The organism is Caballeronia sp. LZ029, assembly GCF_031451275.1.
Taxonomy (GTDB): domain Bacteria; phylum Pseudomonadota; class Gammaproteobacteria; order Burkholderiales; family Burkholderiaceae; genus Caballeronia; species Caballeronia jiangsuensis.
Map to the genome: position 1 here is coordinate 346,813 of NZ_JARUXO010000004.1, position 18,034 is coordinate 364,846.

The 18,034-nt window shown below is 63.1% G+C and carries 15 protein-coding genes; 9 read left to right on the forward strand and 6 right to left on the reverse strand.

All coding sequences use genetic code 11. From position 1 onward, the window contains the following. Window positions 1–38: 38 nt before the first annotated feature. Window positions 39–998 carry a glutathione S-transferase family protein gene (locus tag QCE73_RS27565; RefSeq protein WP_309884443.1) on the forward strand — a complete coding sequence of 320 codons (960 nt, stop codon included), beginning with the start codon at window positions 39–41 and terminating at the stop codon, window positions 996–998. Here QCE73_RS27565 and QCE73_RS27570 read toward each other — a convergent pair. Together QCE73_RS27570 and QCE73_RS27575 are read right to left on the reverse strand one after the other, a co-directional pair. Further along, window positions 995–1,846, reverse strand: a complete 852-nt coding sequence (locus QCE73_RS27570) for a 3-hydroxybutyryl-CoA dehydrogenase (protein WP_029672402.1) — start codon at window positions 1,844–1,846, stop codon at window positions 995–997. The two genes, QCE73_RS27565 and QCE73_RS27570, sit on opposite strands and share 4 nt — an antisense overlap. Window positions 1,847–1,961: 115 nt before the next feature. Continuing rightward, entirely contained in the window at window positions 1,962–2,441 is a 480-nt protein-coding gene (locus QCE73_RS27575; RefSeq protein WP_309884444.1) for a 2,4'-dihydroxyacetophenone dioxygenase family protein, read from the reverse strand. 121 nt (window positions 2,442–2,562) lie between these two features. Between QCE73_RS27575 and QCE73_RS27580 the strand changes: the two genes are divergently transcribed. The 6 genes from QCE73_RS27580 to QCE73_RS27605 all read left to right on the forward strand — a co-directional run bounded on the left by QCE73_RS27580 (window position 2,563) and on the right by QCE73_RS27605 (window position 8,320). Beyond that, window positions 2,563–3,489 carry an ABC transporter ATP-binding protein gene (locus QCE73_RS27580; RefSeq protein WP_309884445.1) on the forward strand — a complete coding sequence of 309 codons (927 nt, stop codon included), beginning with the start codon at window positions 2,563–2,565 and terminating at the stop codon, window positions 3,487–3,489. Beyond that, window positions 3,486–4,247 carry an ABC transporter permease gene (locus QCE73_RS27585; protein ID WP_029672399.1) on the forward strand — a complete coding sequence of 254 codons (762 nt, stop codon included), beginning with the start codon at window positions 3,486–3,488 and terminating at the stop codon, window positions 4,245–4,247. The genes QCE73_RS27580 and QCE73_RS27585 overlap by 4 nt, the downstream gene beginning before the upstream one ends. A gap of 43 nt (window positions 4,248–4,290) precedes the next feature. Continuing rightward, window positions 4,291–4,773, forward strand: a complete 483-nt coding sequence (msrB, locus tag QCE73_RS27590; RefSeq protein WP_309884446.1) for a peptide-methionine (R)-S-oxide reductase MsrB — start codon at window positions 4,291–4,293, stop codon at window positions 4,771–4,773. Window positions 4,774–4,810: 37 nt separating this feature from the next. Next, complete coding sequence (locus QCE73_RS27595) at window positions 4,811–5,392, forward strand: hydrolase (RefSeq protein WP_035510891.1); 582 nt, start codon at window positions 4,811–4,813, stop codon at window positions 5,390–5,392. Window positions 5,393–5,455: 63 nt separating this feature from the next. After that, window positions 5,456–6,505: a patatin-like phospholipase family protein gene (locus QCE73_RS27600; RefSeq protein ID WP_309884447.1), complete on the forward strand. Its 1,050-nt coding sequence runs from the start codon at window positions 5,456–5,458 to the stop codon at window positions 6,503–6,505. 510 nt (window positions 6,506–7,015) lie between these two features. Continuing rightward, window positions 7,016–8,320, forward strand: coding sequence for a hypothetical protein (locus tag QCE73_RS27605; protein ID WP_309884448.1), 1,305 nt, complete (start codon window positions 7,016–7,018; stop codon window positions 8,318–8,320). A gap of 311 nt (window positions 8,321–8,631) precedes the next feature. On the opposite strand, the gene QCE73_RS27610 is transcribed toward QCE73_RS27605, so the two are convergent. From QCE73_RS27610 to gabT, 3 genes are all read right to left on the reverse strand, one after another. Next, entirely contained in the window at window positions 8,632–9,795 is a 1,164-nt protein-coding gene (locus QCE73_RS27610; protein ID WP_309884449.1) for a metallophosphoesterase, read from the reverse strand. Window positions 9,796–9,984: 189 nt separating this feature from the next. Further along, window positions 9,985–11,445 (reverse strand): NAD-dependent succinate-semialdehyde dehydrogenase, encoded by a 1,461-nt coding sequence (locus tag QCE73_RS27615; protein WP_309884450.1) that lies wholly within the window; start codon window positions 11,443–11,445, stop codon window positions 9,985–9,987. Between the two features lie 728 nt (window positions 11,446–12,173). Continuing rightward, window positions 12,174–13,469, reverse strand: a complete 1,296-nt coding sequence (gene gabT, locus QCE73_RS27620) for a 4-aminobutyrate--2-oxoglutarate transaminase (protein ID WP_309884451.1) — start codon at window positions 13,467–13,469, stop codon at window positions 12,174–12,176. 137 nt (window positions 13,470–13,606) lie between these two features. On the opposite strand from gabT, the gene QCE73_RS27625 reads away from it, so the two are divergent. Further along, window positions 13,607–15,088, forward strand: coding sequence for a PLP-dependent aminotransferase family protein (locus tag QCE73_RS27625; RefSeq protein ID WP_309885267.1), 1,482 nt, complete (start codon window positions 13,607–13,609; stop codon window positions 15,086–15,088). Window positions 15,089–15,222: 134 nt separating this feature from the next. Continuing rightward, on the forward strand, window positions 15,223–16,416 hold the full coding sequence (locus QCE73_RS27630) for a M20 aminoacylase family protein (RefSeq protein ID WP_309884452.1): 1,194 nt from the start codon (window positions 15,223–15,225) through the stop codon (window positions 16,414–16,416). Between the two features lie 9 nt (window positions 16,417–16,425). Here QCE73_RS27630 and QCE73_RS27635 read toward each other — a convergent pair whose 3' ends face one another. Continuing rightward, on the reverse strand, window positions 16,426–17,967 hold the full coding sequence (locus tag QCE73_RS27635) for a methyl-accepting chemotaxis protein (RefSeq protein ID WP_309885268.1): 1,542 nt from the start codon (window positions 17,965–17,967) through the stop codon (window positions 16,426–16,428). Window positions 17,968–18,034 lie beyond the last annotated feature (67 nt).

Below are 18,034 nucleotides of genomic sequence, written 5' to 3' on the forward strand. Positions count from 1 at the left end.
GCGCGTGTCTTGCGCCGCGGCATTCAAGGAGAAATGAAATGGGCCTTCTCGTCGACGGAAAGTGGCAGGACAAATGGTACGAAACGGCGTCCACGGGCGGGCGCTTCGTGCGCAAGGACGCGGCGTTTCGCAACTGGGTGACGGCCGATGGCGCGCCGGGGCCGAGCGGCGAGGGCGGCTTCAAGGCCGAAGCCGGGCGCTATCACCTGTATGTGAGCCTCGCGTGCCCGTGGGCGCATCGCACGCTCATCGTGCGCGCGCTGAAGGGGCTGGAAGGGATGATCGACGTATCGGTCGTGAACTGGCTGATGCTGGAAAACGGCTGGACTTTCGACGACGCTCAGGGCGTCGTGCCCGACAGGATCAACGGCGCGCGCTATCTGCATCAGGTCTACACGGCGGCCGATCCGCGTTACAGCGGCCGCGTGACCGTGCCGATCCTGTGGGACAAGGCGCGCGGGACGATCGTCAACAACGAGTCGTCGGAGATCATCCGGATGCTGAACTCCGCGTTCGATGGCATCGGCGCGAAACCGGGCGATTACTATCCGCGCGAGTTGCGGGAAGAGATCGATGCGCTCAACGCGCGCATCTACGACACGGTCAATAACGGCGTCTACAAGGCGGGCTTCGCGACGACGCAGGCCGCATACGAGGAAGCGGTGACGCCGCTCTTCGACACGCTCGATTTTCTCGAAGAGCGGCTGAGCACGCGCCGCTATCTGACGGGCGAGCGCTTCACCGAAGCGGACATTCGCCTTTTCACGACGCTCGTGCGCTTCGACGCGGTGTACGTCGGCCACTTCAAATGCAATCTGCGGCGCATCGCGGATTATCCGCATCTCTCGAAGTACGCACGCGAGATCTACCGGATGCCGGGTGTTGCGGCGACGGTGAACTTCGAGCACATCAAGCGGCATTACTACGAGAGCCATCGGACGATCAATCCGACGGGCGTCGTGCCCGCCGGACCGGTGCTCGATTTCGACGCGGCCTAGTCGTACCGATACACGCCGCGTTTCGTCTTGCGCCCGAGACGACCCGCCGAGACGAGTTCGCGCAAGAGCGGGCACGCGCGGTATTTCGAATCGCCGAAGTCCTTGAGGAAAACGTCCATCACCGACAGGCACACGTCGAGGCCGATCAGGTCCGCGAGCGCGAGCGGGCCGATCGGATGATTCGCGCCGAGCTTCATGCCCGCGTCGATTTCCTCCGCGCTCGCGACGCCTTCATAGAGCACGAAGAACGCTTCGTTGATCATCGGCACGAGAATGCGGTTGACGACAAAGCCCGGCGAGTTGCGCACGCCGATCGGCGATTTGTCGAGCTTCTCGGTGAGTTCGCGCACGGCGGCGGCGGTTTCATCGCTCGTCTGCACGCCGCGAATCACTTCGACGAGTTGCAGCAGCGGCACCGGATTGAAGAAGTGCATGCCGATGAAGCGCTCGGGCGTGGCGAGCGTGGCGGCGAGCGAGGTGATCGAGATCGACGACGTGTTCGACGCGATGATCGCGTCCGCACGGGCCGCCCCTTCGATCTGCTTCAGGATGCGGTTCTTGAGCTCGACGTTCTCCGTCGCGGCTTCGATCACGATATCGGCTTCGGAGAGGCGCGCGTAATCGGTGGAGGTTTCGATGCGCTGCAACGCCGCGTCGCGCGCGGAGGCTTCCAGCTTGTCCTTCGACACGAGCCGCTCCAAGCTGCCCGTGAGCGCGGCGACGCCCTTCGCGAGTGCGGCGTCGGTGACGTCGATCAGCACGACCTTGAAGCCCGCGACGGCCGCGACCTGCGCGATGCCGTTGCCCATGGTTCCCGCACCGACGATGCCGACGGTCTGAATCTTCATGCTTTTGCTTCTCCTCGATCTGCGCCGGCCGAGAGCGGCCGGCAAACTGGAAAGGGTCGAAAGCGCACGAGGCGCGTCCAGACATCGATTCTAACCAGTGGCCGCGACCCCGACGTTACCCGAAAGCCGTCAAATCTCTCGGAGCGATGCCGTTTGCATGACAGAAGGCAGCGTAACGGTCCCAGCCGCTCTTCCAGTTTTCGGCGGCGAGGACCTGTCCGTCGTCATTCACGAAGAGCAGTTCGCCCTGAATGATGTTGAGCGTGACGATGTCCGCGCCGCCCGAATCCGCGGCAAGCGCTTCCGGCGTGTGGCTCGACCCCGCCGTCTCGTACACGATGCTTCCCGGCCCCGCGATCCAGTCGTGCTCGCGATACTTCCAGCGCCCCTCGACCGTATAGACGATCACGGTTCCCGTATGCCGATGCCGCGGCATCTGGCCTTTCGCCGGCGCCTTCATGAGTGCGATGACCTCGCCGCGAATCGGATCCAGCTTGAAATACTTGACGAGCACGCGCGCGCTGTACGGCGTGAACGGCACCCACGGCAGGTCCGCGTCGTTGAGGCATGTGGTCTGAATCTGTTCGAACAGCATGATGTCGGCTCCTGGTATTCAGCAGTGCATTGTAGGCAGCGCCGGGCCCGGCGAACATCGGCCGAACGGACGACCCCTTTCGTCCAAGCCGGATCGCGCGGTATCTGCTATCGTCCACGCCATGCCAACCATCATCACCGTTTCCGATCTGTCCAAGACCTACGGGTCGGGCTTCCGCGCGCTCCAGGACGTGAATCTGGAGATCCGTCGCGGCGAAATTTTTGCGCTGCTCGGCCCGAACGGGGCGGGCAAGACGACGCTCATCAGCACCATCTGCGGCATCGTCAATCCGAGCGAGGGCAAGGTCACCGTCGCCGGCCACGATATCGTCACGGACTATCGCGCCGCCCGCGCGATGATCGGCCTCGTGCCGCAGGAACTCACCACCGACGCGTTCGAGACCGTCTGGGCGACCGTGTCGTTCAGCCGGGGCCTCTTTGGCCGCCCGAAGAATCCGGCGCATGTCGAGAAGGTGTTGAAATCGCTCTCTCTATGGGCGAAGAAGGACAACAAGATCATGACGCTTTCGGGCGGCATGAAGCGGCGCGTGCTGATCGCGAAGGCGCTCGCGCACGAGCCCGAGATTCTCTTTCTCGACGAACCCACGGCCGGCGTCGATGTCGAGTTGCGCCGCGACATGTGGGACCTCGTGCGCGAGCTGCAGAGCAACGGCGTGACCATCATCCTCACGACGCATTACATCGAGGAAGCGGAGGAGATGGCCGACCGCATCGGCGTGATCAATCGCGGCGAGATCGTGCTGGTCGAGGAGAAGCGCGAACTCATGCGCAAGCTCGGGCAGAAGAAACTCACGCTGCAGCTCGAACAGCCGCTCGCGCAAATACCCGCGCCGCTCGAGCCTTACGGCCTCACGCGCTCGGCGGACGGCGGCGAGCTCACCTACACATATGACGCGCATGACGAGCCGGGGCGCATCATCGCGCTGTTGCGCCACGTCGACGAAGCCGGCGTGCGTTTCAAGGATCTGCAAACGACGCAAAGCTCGCTCGAAGACATCTTCGTGAGTCTCGTCAGGGAAACCAAATGAATCTATACGCCGTTCGCGCGATCTACCGTTTCGAGATGGCGCGCGCCGGGCGTACGCTGATGCAGAGCATCGTGTCGCCCGTCATTTCGACATCGCTTTACTTCGTCGTTTTCGGGGCGGCCATCGGCTCGCGCATTCCGGAAGTCGACGGCATCAGCTACGGCGCGTTCATCGTGCCGGGGCTCGTGATGCTGTCGCTGCTTACGCAGAGCATCGCCAACGCGTCCTTCGGCATCTATTTTCCGAAGTTCACGGGCACGATCTACGAACTGCTGTCCGCGCCGGTTTCGCACTTCGAGCTCGTCCTGAGCTACGTGGGCGCGGCCGCGACCAAATCCGTCATCCTCGGACTGATCATTCTTCTTACCGCACGATTATTCGTGCCGCTCAGAATCGATCATCCTGTCTGGATGATCGTATTTTTGCTGCTCACCTCCGTGACGTTCAGCCTGCTCGGGTTCATCATCGGCATCTGGGCGGACGGCTTCGAGAAGTTGCAGATCATTCCACTCCTGATCGTGACGCCGCTCACGTTTCTCGGCGGCAGCTTCTATTCGATCAATATCCTGCCGCCGTTCTGGAAGGCCGTGGCGCTCTTCAATCCGGTCGTCTATCTGATCAGCGGCTTTCGCTGGAGCTTTTACGGTCTCGCCGATGTCCAAGTCGGCGTGAGTTTCGGCATGACGCTGGTGTTCCTAGCGGTATTCATCGCGATCGTCGCGTGGATCTTCAGGACGGGATACCGGCTCAAATCGTAGCGCGGCGCCGGGTGGCGGATAAAAGCATGAGAGCGGTCATCGGATGAAAATCATGAGACGCACGAAGCGCAATTTTCTCGGTGTGATGGCCGCCGCCTTCGCCGGCGGCGCGGGCTCTTCGGCGCCCGCCCGATCGTACGAGATCGATCACAGCAGCGCGGACTGGCGCCGCCGACTCTCGTCCGAGCAATTCCGAGTGCTCCGGCGCGGCGGCACCGAGCCGCCGTTCGCGAGCCCGCTGCTCAAGGAGCGTCGCGAGGGCACGTATGCGTGCGCGGGATGCGGGCTCGCACTGTTCTCGTCGGGGACGAAGTTCGACAGCGGGACAGGCTGGCCGAGTTTCTGGAAGCCCGTCGATGGCGCGGTCGCGACCCACGCGGACGCGACGGGCCACATGCGCAACGAGGTGCATTGCCGGCGTTGCGGCGGACATCTCGGCCATGTCTTCGACGACGGACCGAAGCCCACGGGCCTGCGCTACTGCATGAACGGCGCGGCGCTCGAATTCCGGCAACAAGAAGCCTGAGATCGCGCACTCATCCACCTTACTCGCGACTTTCGAAATGAACGCTCCCGAACTCAAGCTCGATCCCGCGACAACCGCGCTCGTGCTGATCGATCTGCAGGCGGGCATCGCCGCCTTGCCCGTGCAACCTCACGACGCCGCGAGCGTGCTCGCCAACGCGCGTGCGCTCGCCGATCGCTTCCGCGCGCTCGGCGCACCGGTCGTGCTGGTCAAGGTGGCGTTTCCGAACGGACCGGGCGGCCTGCGTCCGGTCACCGACGCGGGACAGGCGCAGGAAGCGCCGGAGCCTGCGGGCTGGAGCGAGCTCAGCGCGGAACTGGGCGTGCAGGCGTCCGATATCGTCGTCACCAAGCGGCAGTGGGGCGCGTTCTACAACACGGATCTCGACTCGCATCTGCGCCGGCGCGGCATCGGGACGATCGTGCTGGGCGGCATCGCGACGGCCATCGGCGTGGATTCGACCGCACGCGGCGCGCACGAGCGCGGCTATCAGCAGATATTCGTCGAGGACGCGATGAGCGACTTGCACGCCGACACGCACGAATCGACCTGCCGCTACATCTTTCCGCGCATCGGCCGCATTCGTTCGACGCAGCAGGTGCTGGCGGCGCTGGCATAGCGGCGCGCGTCGCCTATCCTGTAGCGTACGTCCGATGTCGACGGACGCGAGAGGGGTGCGGTGATGGCGGCCATTCCGAAAGTAGCGATCGCGTGCCAGGGCGGCGGCAGCCATGCGGCGTTCGCCGCGGGCGTGCTCGACCGGTTGTTGAGCGGCGAGTTTCTCAACAAGTTCGAACTCGTCGCGCTGTCCGGCACGTCGGGCGGCGCGATGTGCAGCGCGCTCGTGTGGGCAGGGCTCTTGCTCGGCGGACCTCCTGACGCGAGGCGGCGCCTTGCCGGTTTCTGGAAGGATTTGGAGGCGCGCGACGGGCCGGATATCGTCGCGAATGCGGTCGGGACCTGGTACGCGCGGCTGCCCGTCAACGCGGAAATCAGCCCGTATCTCTATCCGCCGGTCGCGGAGGAGCGCCTGCGCGAGCTGCTCGACAAGCATCTGCCGTTCGCGTCGCTGCCGGCGGACCCGAAGCGACGCGCACAGCCCACGCTTCTCGTCGGCGCGACCGACGTGCGCACCGGCGATCGCGTGATCTTTCCCGGCGACAAGCTCGATCAGGATCAACTCGTTGCATCGGCCGCGGTGCCGCCGTTGTATCGCGCGGTCGAGGCCGACGGACGCATGTGCTGGGACGGCCTTTTCAGCAGCAATCCGCCGGTGCGCGAGTTCACCGATTTCGCGCTCGATATGCGGCCCGACGAGATCTGGGTCGTGCAGATCAATCCGCAATATCGTCGCGAGTTGCCTGAATCGACGAACGAGATCATCGACCGGCGCAATGAACTGTCCGGCAATCTCGCGCTGGGGCAGGAGCTTTATTTCACGACGCGCGTGAACGAACTGCTGAAAGCCGATAAATCGCTGGAGAAGCGTTACAAGCCGATCAAGGTTCGCGTCGTGCAGATGCATCTCGACGCCCGGGATTATCCGGGGCCGCTCGATTATGCATCGAAGCTCGATCGAAATCCGGCGCTGATTCATGCGCTGATCCGCAAGGGACGTGAGCGCGCGGAATGGTTTTTCGATGAACGCTCCGACTGGCCGAGGGAGGGTACGGCTCCGCACAAGAGCGTCTATGCGACGACGCCGGCGGCGGTGTCGGTGAAGGGGAGATGAACGTTCGCAGTCCGTGAGATTGCGGTGATTAAGAGAAGTCTTGTGGTTATTGCGTCGGTGTTCTCTTATTTTGTAGGCACTCGCTGGCGGGGCCCCGCCTGCCAGTTCGAGAGTGTCCGTTCATCCCCGTGTTCGGGCGCGGCGCTCGTCTCTGAGCGGTGGACGCGCGGTGCGGTTGGGCCGCGCGTTTTTTTTGGGGGGCTTTGCAGAGTCTTGAGGGGAGCGATTTTGGATAGGTTTTCAGTTGGTCGACGGGAGATCGTTGCCGCTAAGCAGTGTTGGATGTTCGCGGGTCGGAAACTAGCCTGAACGGGATATTAAACGCGCGAGGAGAGATGATGACAGCTTTTCGGCCATATCGGACGTTCGCCGAGATGGAGGTGATAAAGGTCCCCTGGCGGACGAATAGAATCTTCTGGCAAGCTGTAAATTTAATCAAAACGTGGGTATCGTGTGATCCAGAACGATCATAAAAGAACGGATACACATTAAGTCTTCGGGGATGTCGCTGTGATCACTGTAATCGTCGCGATCGTGCTGATCGCCCTCGCCGCTGTTTTTCTTGCTTACAAGGCTGGACAGACGCGAGCTACTCAACGTAGTAAGTCTTCCACCATTGCATCTGCTCCTGTCGAGCCCGCGCCATTTGAAGCTGATCCAATCTCTGTGCAGCCGATGCACGAGGTTTTTCACAACGTCGAACTCGTTGATTCAGAGGGCGCCGTCGTGATGGACGTCGAGCAAATGCCGGGCATACCATTTACCGCACGACGTCTCGATTCGTCGAGCGACGAAGTCAACAGACTGGGCCAGCTTGCGTCCGATTTTCTGGAAGCGGGAGTCAGCATCCCAGGCAAGACCATACGATTGGTCTTCAAGCCTGAAATTGCGCAAGGCCTGAAAGACGGAACCTATACGCTCATGCGGACAACGTCCGGAGAGGTTCTAGCTGACGCCGTCAATAAGACCGGGCAGGTGGCGGGGAAAGGACGGGTTGTGCAGGCGGGCTCGGCCCGTCAACTGGCCGTAGGGGCATTCCAGCTCGTCAGTATCGCGGTAGCGCAGGCCCATCTTGCGGATATCGAGCGCAGCCTTGGAAAAATCAAGAGCGGCATATCGGAGGTTATCGACAAGCTTGAAACCACGGATCGAACCAGCATTTCTGGCACCATTGCTTATTTGAGCGAAATCGCACAACACATGAAGGGTCTGCGGCGACCCATCGAAATATCGAGCGAAAAGTCTCATAAGATTGAAAGCATCAATCACATGGGATTTGAGTGGCGAGACAAAGTTCAGGGCGACCTCGCCGATTTGACGCGGCGGATCAGAGGGCTTACGGACAAGGATACGTTCGGCACAGGGAACACGCACAAGGAACTTCTGGATCTGGTGCAGAAAATCCAGCCGCTGCTTGTGCGTTATGGCCTTCTATTGCAACTGGTCGCAGTGACGAACATGATTGTTACCTACCTTGATCCTGCAGGACGCAAATATACGCGTATGCGCCCTCAAGTCGAGGAGTGGATCAAACTGGTCGATATATTTCGCAGCGAAGCCATTGAGAAGGCCGATGCGCTACTTCGGAAGTCTCGCTTTACGAGCGACGAGCTACTGGACTATCGCAGGACGGAAATTCATCGTCTCGTAAATGAATGGGTGGTGGAGGCAAGACTTCAGACATCGAACTTTGTCGGGCTCATGCAGGAACTGGATCAAAGCACACGGCAGCTCACGCACGGCGACGGTGAAGTGAGCCTAGCATTGATGTATGACAACGATGGTGTGGTTCGGGATGCTGCATTCGTCCAGTGAAGAGATCGCAGCCGCACTTCGGCGGCGGATTCAACCGGTCGATGCGATAGCAATGAACTAGACTAAATCTTACAGTGGTTGGCTTCTCATGCTGGCGCGCAGTGCCGCGGAGGGCGTAGCTCATGGCGGCAATGCGCGGCGCGAACAGCAAGGAGGCTGCCATAACTCAGAAACAAAGGGTCATCCGTGGCAAGGTTAGTCCGAATGGCTAGGCTGCTGAGGAGTGCAGGAAACCTTTGGTTGACCGGCCGCAACGGTCAAGAAGCGCCGTTCCCGAAAATCCGCGAAGAAGCTTTTTTATCCCGCCGCTGTTATGCAGCCCTCGCCGCCACCAGCCGCACCAACGTAATCTCCGACGGCGCCCCCAGCCTTTTCGGCGGCCCCCAATACCCCGTACCCCGGCTCGTATAAACCCAAAGCCCGTTGAACTTCACAAGTCCGGAAACAAACGGCTGCTGCAATCGCACAAAAAAATTCCACGGCAGGAACTGCCCCCCATGCGTGTGCCCCGACAACTGCAGCGTAAAACCCGCTTCAGCCGCCGCCGTAGCGCTGCGCGGCTGATGCGCGAGCAGCACGCGCACGGTTGCATCGTCAGGTGCGCCGCTGATCGCCTTCGCGGGATCGCTGCGATGCGCCGGATCGAAACTGCCCGCGCCATAATCCGTGACGCCCGCGACCACAGCTTGTGCGCCGTCGTGATTCAGCACGACATGCTGATTCAGCAGCACCGTCAAACCCAGACGCCGGAATTCCGCAATCCACTTGTCCGCGCCCGAGTAGTACTCGTGATTCCCGGTCACGAGAAAGGTCCCGTGCCGGGCACTGAGCCCCGCGAGCGGGCGCGTGTGATCGGCGAGATTCGGCACGGTGCCGTCGACGACATCGCCCGTCACGGCGATCACATCCGGTTCGAGCCCGTTCACGGCCGCGACGATGCGTTCCACATAGTGACGCTTGATCGTCGGTCCGACGTGAATGTCGCTGATCTGCGCGATCGTGAAACCGTCGAGCGCGGCCGGCAGATTATCGATGGGCACATCCACACTCACGACCGGCGCGCGTCGCCGCGCGTTGTAAAAACCGATCGCCGAAAAGAGCACGGCCAGGCACGGCACGACGATCGCGCTATAGGCGACGAACACCGGCGAGCCGACGGGCACGCCGCGCAGCCAGTCGACGAGATGCACGAAGAACAGAATCACGTCGCGCGCGAAAGTCAATAAAAGCAGCGACGAGAAGAAGCCCAGCGCGGTCAGCCCGAGCCATGCGAGGCGATCCGCGAGCGACTGCGGTTCGATCTGCCGCGCCGCCATGCCGAGCGGTATGACGACGACCGATACCGCGAGCAGTATCGCCGCCAGCACCTTGAGCGGCATACCGACGGGCGCGTCCGGGATGAGCCGCACGCCGACATAGATATGAAACAGAACGCCGATGCCGATGAAGCGGAGAAAGAATGCCGAGCGTCGCATAGCGCTCCTGGGGGGATCGAAGAAGCGGCAGAAAGACGGGCGCTGCACGCCCGTGCGGGATATGGAGCCGATTCTAACGGTTCGACGCCGCGCATGCCTTTGACGATTCGATCTTTCGGCGGAGCGGAAACAAAAAGCCCCGACACACGAGTGTCGGGGCTTCTCTTATCTAACCGGCGCGACGCGCGATCAGACCGCCATGCAGAGATACTTGATGACGACGTAATCGTCGATACCGTAATGCGAGCCTTCGCGCCCGAGTCCCGACTGCTTGACGCCGCCGAACGGCGCCACTTCGTTCGAGATCAGGCCGGTGTTGATGCCCACCATGCCGTATTCGAGCGCTTCTGCCACGCGCCAGATGCGGCCGATATCGCGGCTGTAGAAGTACGCCGCGAGACCGAACTCGGTGTCGTTGGCGAGGCGCACGACTTCATCGTCGGACGAGAATTTGAAGATCGGCGCGAGCGGGCCGAAGGTTTCCTCTTTCGCGACTTTCATGTCGGTCGTGACGCCGGTCAGCACGGTCGGCTCGAAGAAACCGTGACCGAGCGCGTGACGCTTGCCGCCCGTGGCGAGCGCGGCGCCTTTCGCGAGCGCATCGTCGATATGCGATTCCACTTTCTGCACGGCCGCTTCGTTGATGAGCGGACCGAGCGCCACGCCGCTCTCGGTGCCGAGCCCGACCTTGAGGCCGCCGACCGCCGCCGCCAGCTTTTGCGCGAACGCATCGTAGACGCGCTCGTGCACGTAGAAGCGATTCGTGCACACGCAGGTCTGCCCGCTGTTGCGATATTTCGATGCAATCGCGCCTTCCACGGCGGCGTCGAGATCGGCGTCGTCGAACACGATGAACGGTGCGTTGCCGCCGAGTTCCAGCGTCACTTTCTTGACCGTCGGCGCGCTTTGCGCCATCAGCAAGCGGCCCACGCCGGTCGAACCGGTGAAGGAGAGCTTGCGCACGATCGGGTTGCTGGTCATTTCACCGCCGATCGCTTTCGGATCGCCGGTGAGGATGTTGAGCACACCCTTCGGCAGGCCTGCGCGCTCGGCGAGCACGGCCATCGCGAACGCGGAGAAGGGCGTCGCTTCGGCGGGCTTCACGACGATCGGGCAGCCAGCCGCGAGCGCCGGGCCGACCTTGCGGGTGATCATCGCGGCCGGGAAGTTCCACGGCGTGATGGCGGCGCAAACGCCGATCGGTTCCTTCGTCACGACGATGCGCTTGTCGGCGGCGGGTGTCGCGAGCGTATCGCCGGCGACGCGCTTGCCTTCTTCCGCGAACCATTCAATGAACGAGGCAGCATAGGTGATTTCGCCTTTTGCCTCGGCGAGCGGCTTGCCTTGCTCGGTCGTGAGGATGAGGGCGAGATCGTCGGCGTTTGCCATCATCAGGTCGAACCAGCGGCGCAGGATGATTGCGCGTTCTTTTGCGGTCTTCTTGCGCCATGCGGGCCACGCGGCGTTTGCCGCATCGATGGCGCGGCGCGTTTCGTTCGCGCCCATCTTCGGTACTGTGCCGAGGGATTCGCCGTTGGCGGGGTTCGTGACTTCGAACGTTTCGCCGGTGTCGGATTGTTGCCATTCACCGTCGATGTAGGCGGTGTGACGCAGCAGCGTCGGGTCTTTCAGTTGGTCTTTCAGGCTCATGTCTTTGCGATTCCTTTTTGGGGCTTCTTTTTGTTGTTGCTGGATCCCGTGGGCGTGTCGGTCTATTAGCGTTGCCCCTGTGCGGGGCGGCAGTCACTTTCTTTGCTGCTGCAAAGAAAGTAACCAAAGAAACAGCTTCTCACCGCCCGCGGTCACACGCAGTTTGACCATGCTTGCCAGCCGCAGGCGGCACTCGCCTAAGTGTCGCCCTCAGAGGACTTACCGGGCTTGGCTCGCGCACGGTCTGTCGCGCCGCGCCGCTTGCGTCACTGGTTCAGCACCAAATGGCTCCGGCCCGCTTCGCGGCCGATGGGTCAAGCGGGTTTGCGCGCGCTCCTTCTTCGTCGGTTTCCCTCGCATACCCAACGGCAGCGCGTAGCGCTGTGCCGAAGCTCTTTCGTGCTGAACCAGCGCGCTGAATCGTCTCGGGCGGCAGACCGTGCGCGAGCCAAGCCCAAATGGGCCTTTGAGGGCGACACTTAGGCGAGTGCCGCTTGAGGCTGGCAAGCATGGCCAAACTGCGTGTGACCGCGGGCGGTGACGAGCTGCTTTCTTTGGTTACTTTCTTTGCAGCAGCAAAGAAAGTGACCCCCGCCCCGGGGAGGGGCAGCGCCAATAGACCGACACGAAATCAGGACTCCACGAAACCCAAAGCAACAAACAAACGAAAAATATACACCGCGAGGCACCCAAACAACCCGCGCCTCGCGCATCAAAGTCAGCAGAAATCAAACAGCAACACCAACCGTCTCGACAAGTACCTCTTCGAGAATCCCGATAGCCTCATCGAAAACCTGTTCCTGAATGGTGAGCGGAAACAGGAAGCGAACGACGTTCGAATAAACCCCGCAAACGAGCAGCAACAACCCGCGCTCCAACGCGCGCGTCTGCACGAGCTTGGCGAAAGCCGCATCCGCATCATGCGAACCGGGCTTGCAGAACTCGACGGCGATCATCGCGCCCGGCCCGCGCACATCGGCGATTTGCGGCACATCGGCCTTGAGCGCTTCGAGCTTTGCCTTAAGCTTGTCGCCCAAAACAACAGCGCGCTCGCAGAGCTTTTCATCGTCGATGATATCGAGCACCGCGTGCGCCGCCGCCACCGCGAGCGGATTGCCCGCATACGTGCCGCCCAGCCCGCCGGGCGCGGCCGCATCCATGATCTCCGCGCGTCCGACGACGCCCGACAGCGGCATGCCGCCCGCGAGCGACTTCGCGATCGTCATCAGGTCCGGCACGACGCCGTGATGCTCCATCGCGAAGAGCCTGCCGGTGCGCGCAAAACCGGTCTGCACTTCATCGGCGATGAGCAGAATGCCGTGCTCGTCGCAGATCTTGCGCAGGCCGCGCACGAAATCCGCCGGCGCCGCATTGAAGCCGCCTTCGCCCTGCACCGGCTCGAAGATGATCGCGGCGACGCGCGTCGCCTCGATATCCGCCTTGAACAGATGCTCGATCGCGCGCAGCGAATCCGCGACCGACACGCCGTGCAGCGCATTCGGGAACGGCGCGTGATAGACGTCCGACGGGAACGGCCCGAAGCCGATCTTGTACGGCGCGACCTTGCCGGTGAGCGCCATGCCCATCAGCGTGCGGCCGTGGAAGCCGCCCGTGAAGGCGATCACGCCGGGACGGCCCGTCGCCGCGCGCGCGATTTTCACCGCGTTCTCGACGGCTTCCGCGCCCGTCGTGAAAAACGCCGTCTTCTTCGCGTGCGAGCCCGGCGCGCGCGCGCTGATCTTCTCTGCGAGCGACACATACGATTCGTACGGCACGATCTGATACGCGGTGTGCGTGAAGCAGTCGAGCTGCGCGCGGATCGCCTCGACGATCTTCGGATGACGATGCCCCGTGTTGCACACTGCAATGCCCGCCGCGAAATCGATGAAACGACGGCCCTCGACATCCCACAGTTCCGCATTCTCGGCGCGCGCCGCGTAGAAATCGCACATCACGCCCACGCCGCGCGGGGTCGCGGCATTCTTGCGGGCGTGCAGATCGGCGTTCTTGAGGTTGGTGCTCACAGGGAAATCTCCTTCGCGCGAGGGCGCATGTCGATGGTGGCCGTATCGGCCGACTGAATTTATAGACGACTATAGTAAGATTTGGCCCTTAAGTTCAGAGCCATTTCAATAAATCTATAGGAGCCAATCCGATGTCCATCCGCGCGAGCGTGCTCTCCGACTGGCTGGCGCAGCGCATCGACCGCTCGAACGGCCAGCCGATCTACCGGCAACTGCATCGGCTCCTGCAGCAGGCGATCCTGACGCGCGAGCTCGCGGCGGGCGCGAAAGTGCCGTCGTCGAGGCTGCTCGCGACCGAACTGGGCGTCGGGCGCAATACCGTGACGCAGGTCTACGAGCAGCTCGCGCTCGAAGGCTACGTTTCGTCGGCAACGGGGCGCGGCACGTTCGTCGCGGACAGCGCGCCCGATGAAATCCTCTTCGACGACGCGCCGCCCGCGGCCATCGTTCCCGCCGATACGCAATCGACGCTCTCCACGCGCGGCGCGCGGCTGATTTCGGGCGCGGGCGTGTCGAAGCGCCAGGGCGGGGCGTTCATGCCAGGCGTGCCGGACGTGTCGCGCTTTCCGTCGCGCGTGTGGAATCGGCTGCACGCGAAATACTGGCGCAAGCCGCTGCCCGATCTGCTCACTTACGCGCCCGGCGGCGGTCACACGGGCTTCCGCCACGCGCTCGCGCACTATCTGCGCACGTCGCGCTCGGTGCGCTGCACGCCGGAGCAGATCGTCGTGACGACGGGCATTCATCAGTCGATCGACCTCGCCGCGCGCCTGCTCGCCGATTCGGGCGACACGATCTGGACCGAAGATCCGTGCTACTGGGGCGTGCGCAGCGTGTTGCAGGTGTCGGGGCTCGATCTGAAGGCAATTCCCGTCGATGCCGAGGGCATCGCGCCGACGCCCGACGATCTCGCGTCGCCGCCGAGGCTGATGCTCGTCACGCCGTCGCACCAGTATCCGCTCGGCATGGTGATGAGCCTCGCGCGCCGCCGCATGCTGCTCGAATACGCGCGCCAGCACCGCTGCTGGATCATCGAGGACGATTACGACAGCGAGTTCCGCTACGGCAGCCGGCCGCTCGCGTCGCTGCAGGGGATGGACCCGGCGGGGCAGGTGATCTATGTGGGGAGCTTCGGCAAGACGCTGTTTCCGGGGCTGCGCATCGGCTATGTCGTCGTGCCGGAAGCGCTGGCGGACAGTTTCGCGACGGCGAGCGCCGAGCTTTATCGTGAAGGGCAGCTATTGCAGCAGGCGGTGCTCGCTGAATTCATCGAGCAGGGCCATTTCACTTCGCATATCCGGCGGATGCGCGCGCTTTACGGCCAGCGCCGCGATGTGATGCTCGCGACGATCGCCGGGCGCTACGGTAACGCGCTGGCGATCGCCGGTGGCGATGCGGGGCTGCATCTCGTATTGAAGCTGCCTCAGCATGTCGATGATCGCGCGGTTGCTGCGGCGGCGCTTGCGGAGGATATCGTGGTGCGGCCGCTGTCGGGGTATTACGCGCGTCGGCCGGATTCGGAATCGGGGTTGCTGATCGGTTATGCGTGTGTGCCGGATGAGGAGATTGGGCCGGCGTTTGCGAAACTGGCGGGGGTGATCGACCGGTTTTTGCGCTAGAAGCCGGTCGAAACTTCACGATTGGCTTTCGTCCACCCAAAAAAAACGCTCAGGGAACTGGAAAGCGCGGCCCATGTGGAGGATCATGTGCGCCGTTTTCCACGTATCCGCATCACCTCAGCAAAGGCTCCCCCATGACGACTCCCTCCAACCACCACTTCACCGTCATCGCCGACCTCTCCGACGACGCGCCCTCGCTGCGCGACATTCGCCACGACATCCACCGTCATCCGGAGCTGTCCTACGAGGAGACGCGCACCGCGGCGCTCGTCGCGGATCGGCTGGAAGAGTGGGGCTGGCAGGTGACGCGCGGTATCGGCGGCACGGGCGTCGTCGGTACGTTGAAAGCGGGCGACGGCGCGAAGAGCATCGGCCTGCGCGCCGACATGGACGCGCTGCCGATCATCGAACAGACCGGCAAGCCCTACGCGAGCGAAACGCACGGCAAGATGCACGCGTGCGGCCACGACGGCCACACGACGATGCTGCTCGGCGCCGCACGTCATCTCGCGCGCACGCGACGCTTCAACGGCACGGTGCATCTGTATTTTCAGCCGGCGGAAGAGCACGGCGTGCCAAGCGGCGCGCAGAAGATGATCGCGGAAGGCCTGTTCGAACGCTTTCACTGCGACGCCGTGTTCGGCGTGCACAACCATCCCGGCGCGCAGCCCGGCACGTTCCTGTTCCGCAAGGGGCCGTTCATGGCGGCGGGCGATCAGGTGTCGATCGCGATCGAAGGCGTCGGCGGGCACGCGGCGCGGCCGCATCTTTCCGTCGATCCGGTCGTCGTGACGGCGAGCATCGTGATGGCGCTGCAGACGATCGTCGCGCGCAATGTCGATCCGGCGCAGGCCGCCGTCGTCACCGTCGGTTCGATGCACGCCGGCACGGTGAACAACGTCATCCCCAGTCGCGCGACGCTCGAACTCTCGGTGCGCTCGTTCGATCCGAAAGTGCGCGAACTGCTTAAGCGGCGCATCAAGGAACTGGTCGAGTCGCAGGCCGCGAGCTACGGCGCGACGGCGACCGTGAAGTATCTGGAAGGCTATCCGGTCGTCGTCAATTCGGACGCGGAAACGGAGTTCGCGATTCAGGTCGCGCGCGAACTGGTCGGCGAGCAGAACGTCGTCGCGCACGCGGATCTGCTGATGGGCAGCGAGGATTTCGCGTTCATGCTGCAGCAACGGCCGGGCTCGTTCCTGCGTCTGGGCAACGGTGCGGGCGAGGACGGCTGCATGGTCCACAACCCGCACTACGATTTCAACGACAAGAATCTGCCGGTCGGCGCGGCGTACTGGGCGAGGCTCGTCGAACGTTTCCTCGCGTGATCGAAAGCCTTACGCCGGCAGCCTGAAACTCCCGATCGCCTCGCGCAGCACATCCACCTGATCCTTCAGCGAATGCGCGGCAGCCGCCGCCTCTTCGACGAGCGCGGCGTTCTGCTGCGTCACCTGATCCATCTCGACGACCGCGCGGTTCACCTGCTCGATGCCCGCGCTCTGCTCGTGCGACGCATGGCTGATCTCGTCGAGAATCTCGTTCACGCGACGCACCGATTGCACGATCTCGGTCATCGTCGCGCCCGCGTTCGTCACGAGCGACGCGCCTTGCTGCACCGTCTGCGTCGATGTCTCGATGAGCGCCTTGATCTCCTTTGCCGCCGTCGCCGAACGTTGCGCGAGGCTGCGCACTTCGGCCGCCACGACCGCGAAGCCGCGTCCCTGTTCGCCCGCGCGCGCCGCTTCGACGGCCGCGTTGAGCGCGAGGATGTTCGTCTGGAACGCGATGCCGTCGATCACGCCGATGATGTCGCCGATCTGCTGCGAACTCGCTGTGATGCGCGTCATCGTGTCGATCACGTCATCGACGACGCCGCTGCCGCGCGTCGCCACATCCGCCGCCTGCTCCGCGAGCCGGGCCGCCTGCGCCGCGCTTTCCGCGTTGTTCTTCACGTTGGCGGTCATCTGGTCCATGCTCGACGCCGTCTGCACGAGCGCCGCCGCCTGTTCCTCGGTGCGCTGCGACAGATCGGTATTGCCCGCCGCGATCTCCGACGCGCCCACGTTGATGTTCTCGGTGCCGTTGCGCACGCGCGAGACCGTCTCGACGAGACCGCGCTGCATCGTGTTGAGCGCGTGCAGGAGACTCGTCGTGTCGTTCGGATGGATGTCGACGGTGCTCGTCAGGTCGCCACGCGCGATGCGGTGCGCCGCGCCGACCGCCAGTTCCAGCTCGCCGCCCAGATTGCGTTTGATGCTGCGCAGGACGATCAGCATCGCCGCCGTCGCGATGCCGCCGAGCACCGCCGTGATCGCGAGCCAGCGCAGCGCGCTCGCCCAGAACGCGCTCTGCACGTCGTCCATGTACATACCGGTGACGAGATACCAGTCCCACGGCGCGAAGCGCTGCGCATAGGAGAGTTTGCCGACCGGCTTGTCGCTGCCGGGCTTCGGCCACAGATAGCTGATGAAGCCGCCGCCTTGCTGATCGCCCGCCTTCACGATATCGACGAACAGGCGATTGCCCGCCGGATCGGTATAGGTCGAGAGATCCTTTCCGTTCATGGCGGGCTTGATCGGATGCATCACCATCGTCGGATGCGAATCGTTGATCGACAGATAGCCGTCCGTGCCGTAACGGATCGCGCCGACCACGTCGAGCGCGCGTTTCTTCGCTTCCTCTTCGGTGAGCGTCTTGTCGGCGGCAAGCGCGGCGTAGTGCGCCGTGATGGCGTACGCCTCGTTGACGAGGGTCTTCAACTGCTCCTTGCGGTCATCGATCATCGACGTCCGGTTCTGCCACGCCCCGATGATCCCGATCGCAATCAGGCCGATCCACAGCACGGCGATCAGCGAGCCGAGCTTCTTGTTCAACGTCATTCTGTTCATGTTGCCCCGTCGCCTCTTTGCGTTGTCTGGTGCGACGGCGCATGCCGCCGCATGCCCG

Bases quoted from the DNA above. Each gene is read 5' to 3' on its own strand.
- msrB (WP_309884446.1), top strand. From the start codon at position 4,291: ATGAAAATCATGAGACGCACGAAGCGCAATTTTCTCGGTGTGATGGCC.
- QCE73_RS27630 (WP_309884452.1), top strand. From the start codon at position 15,223: ATGACGACTCCCTCCAACCACCACTTCACCGTCATCGCCGACCTCTCC.
- QCE73_RS27565 (WP_309884443.1), top strand. From the start codon at position 39: ATGGGCCTTCTCGTCGACGGAAAGTGGCAGGACAAATGGTACGAAACG.
- QCE73_RS27580 (WP_309884445.1), top strand. From the start codon at position 2,563: ATGCCAACCATCATCACCGTTTCCGATCTGTCCAAGACCTACGGGTCG.
- QCE73_RS27610 (WP_309884449.1), bottom strand. From the start codon at position 9,795: ATGCGACGCTCGGCATTCTTTCTCCGCTTCATCGGCATCGGCGTTCTG.
- QCE73_RS27615 (WP_309884450.1), bottom strand. From the start codon at position 11,445: ATGAGCCTGAAAGACCAACTGAAAGACCCGACGCTGCTGCGTCACACC.
- QCE73_RS27595 (WP_035510891.1), top strand. From the start codon at position 4,811: ATGAACGCTCCCGAACTCAAGCTCGATCCCGCGACAACCGCGCTCGTG.
- QCE73_RS27600 (WP_309884447.1), top strand. From the start codon at position 5,456: ATGGCGGCCATTCCGAAAGTAGCGATCGCGTGCCAGGGCGGCGGCAGC.
- QCE73_RS27635 (WP_309885268.1), bottom strand. From the start codon at position 17,967: ATGACGTTGAACAAGAAGCTCGGCTCGCTGATCGCCGTGCTGTGGATC.
- QCE73_RS27570 (WP_029672402.1), bottom strand. From the start codon at position 1,846: ATGAAGATTCAGACCGTCGGCATCGTCGGTGCGGGAACCATGGGCAAC.
- QCE73_RS27585 (WP_029672399.1), top strand. From the start codon at position 3,486: ATGAATCTATACGCCGTTCGCGCGATCTACCGTTTCGAGATGGCGCGC.
- QCE73_RS27575 (WP_309884444.1), bottom strand. From the start codon at position 2,441: ATGCTGTTCGAACAGATTCAGACCACATGCCTCAACGACGCGGACCTG.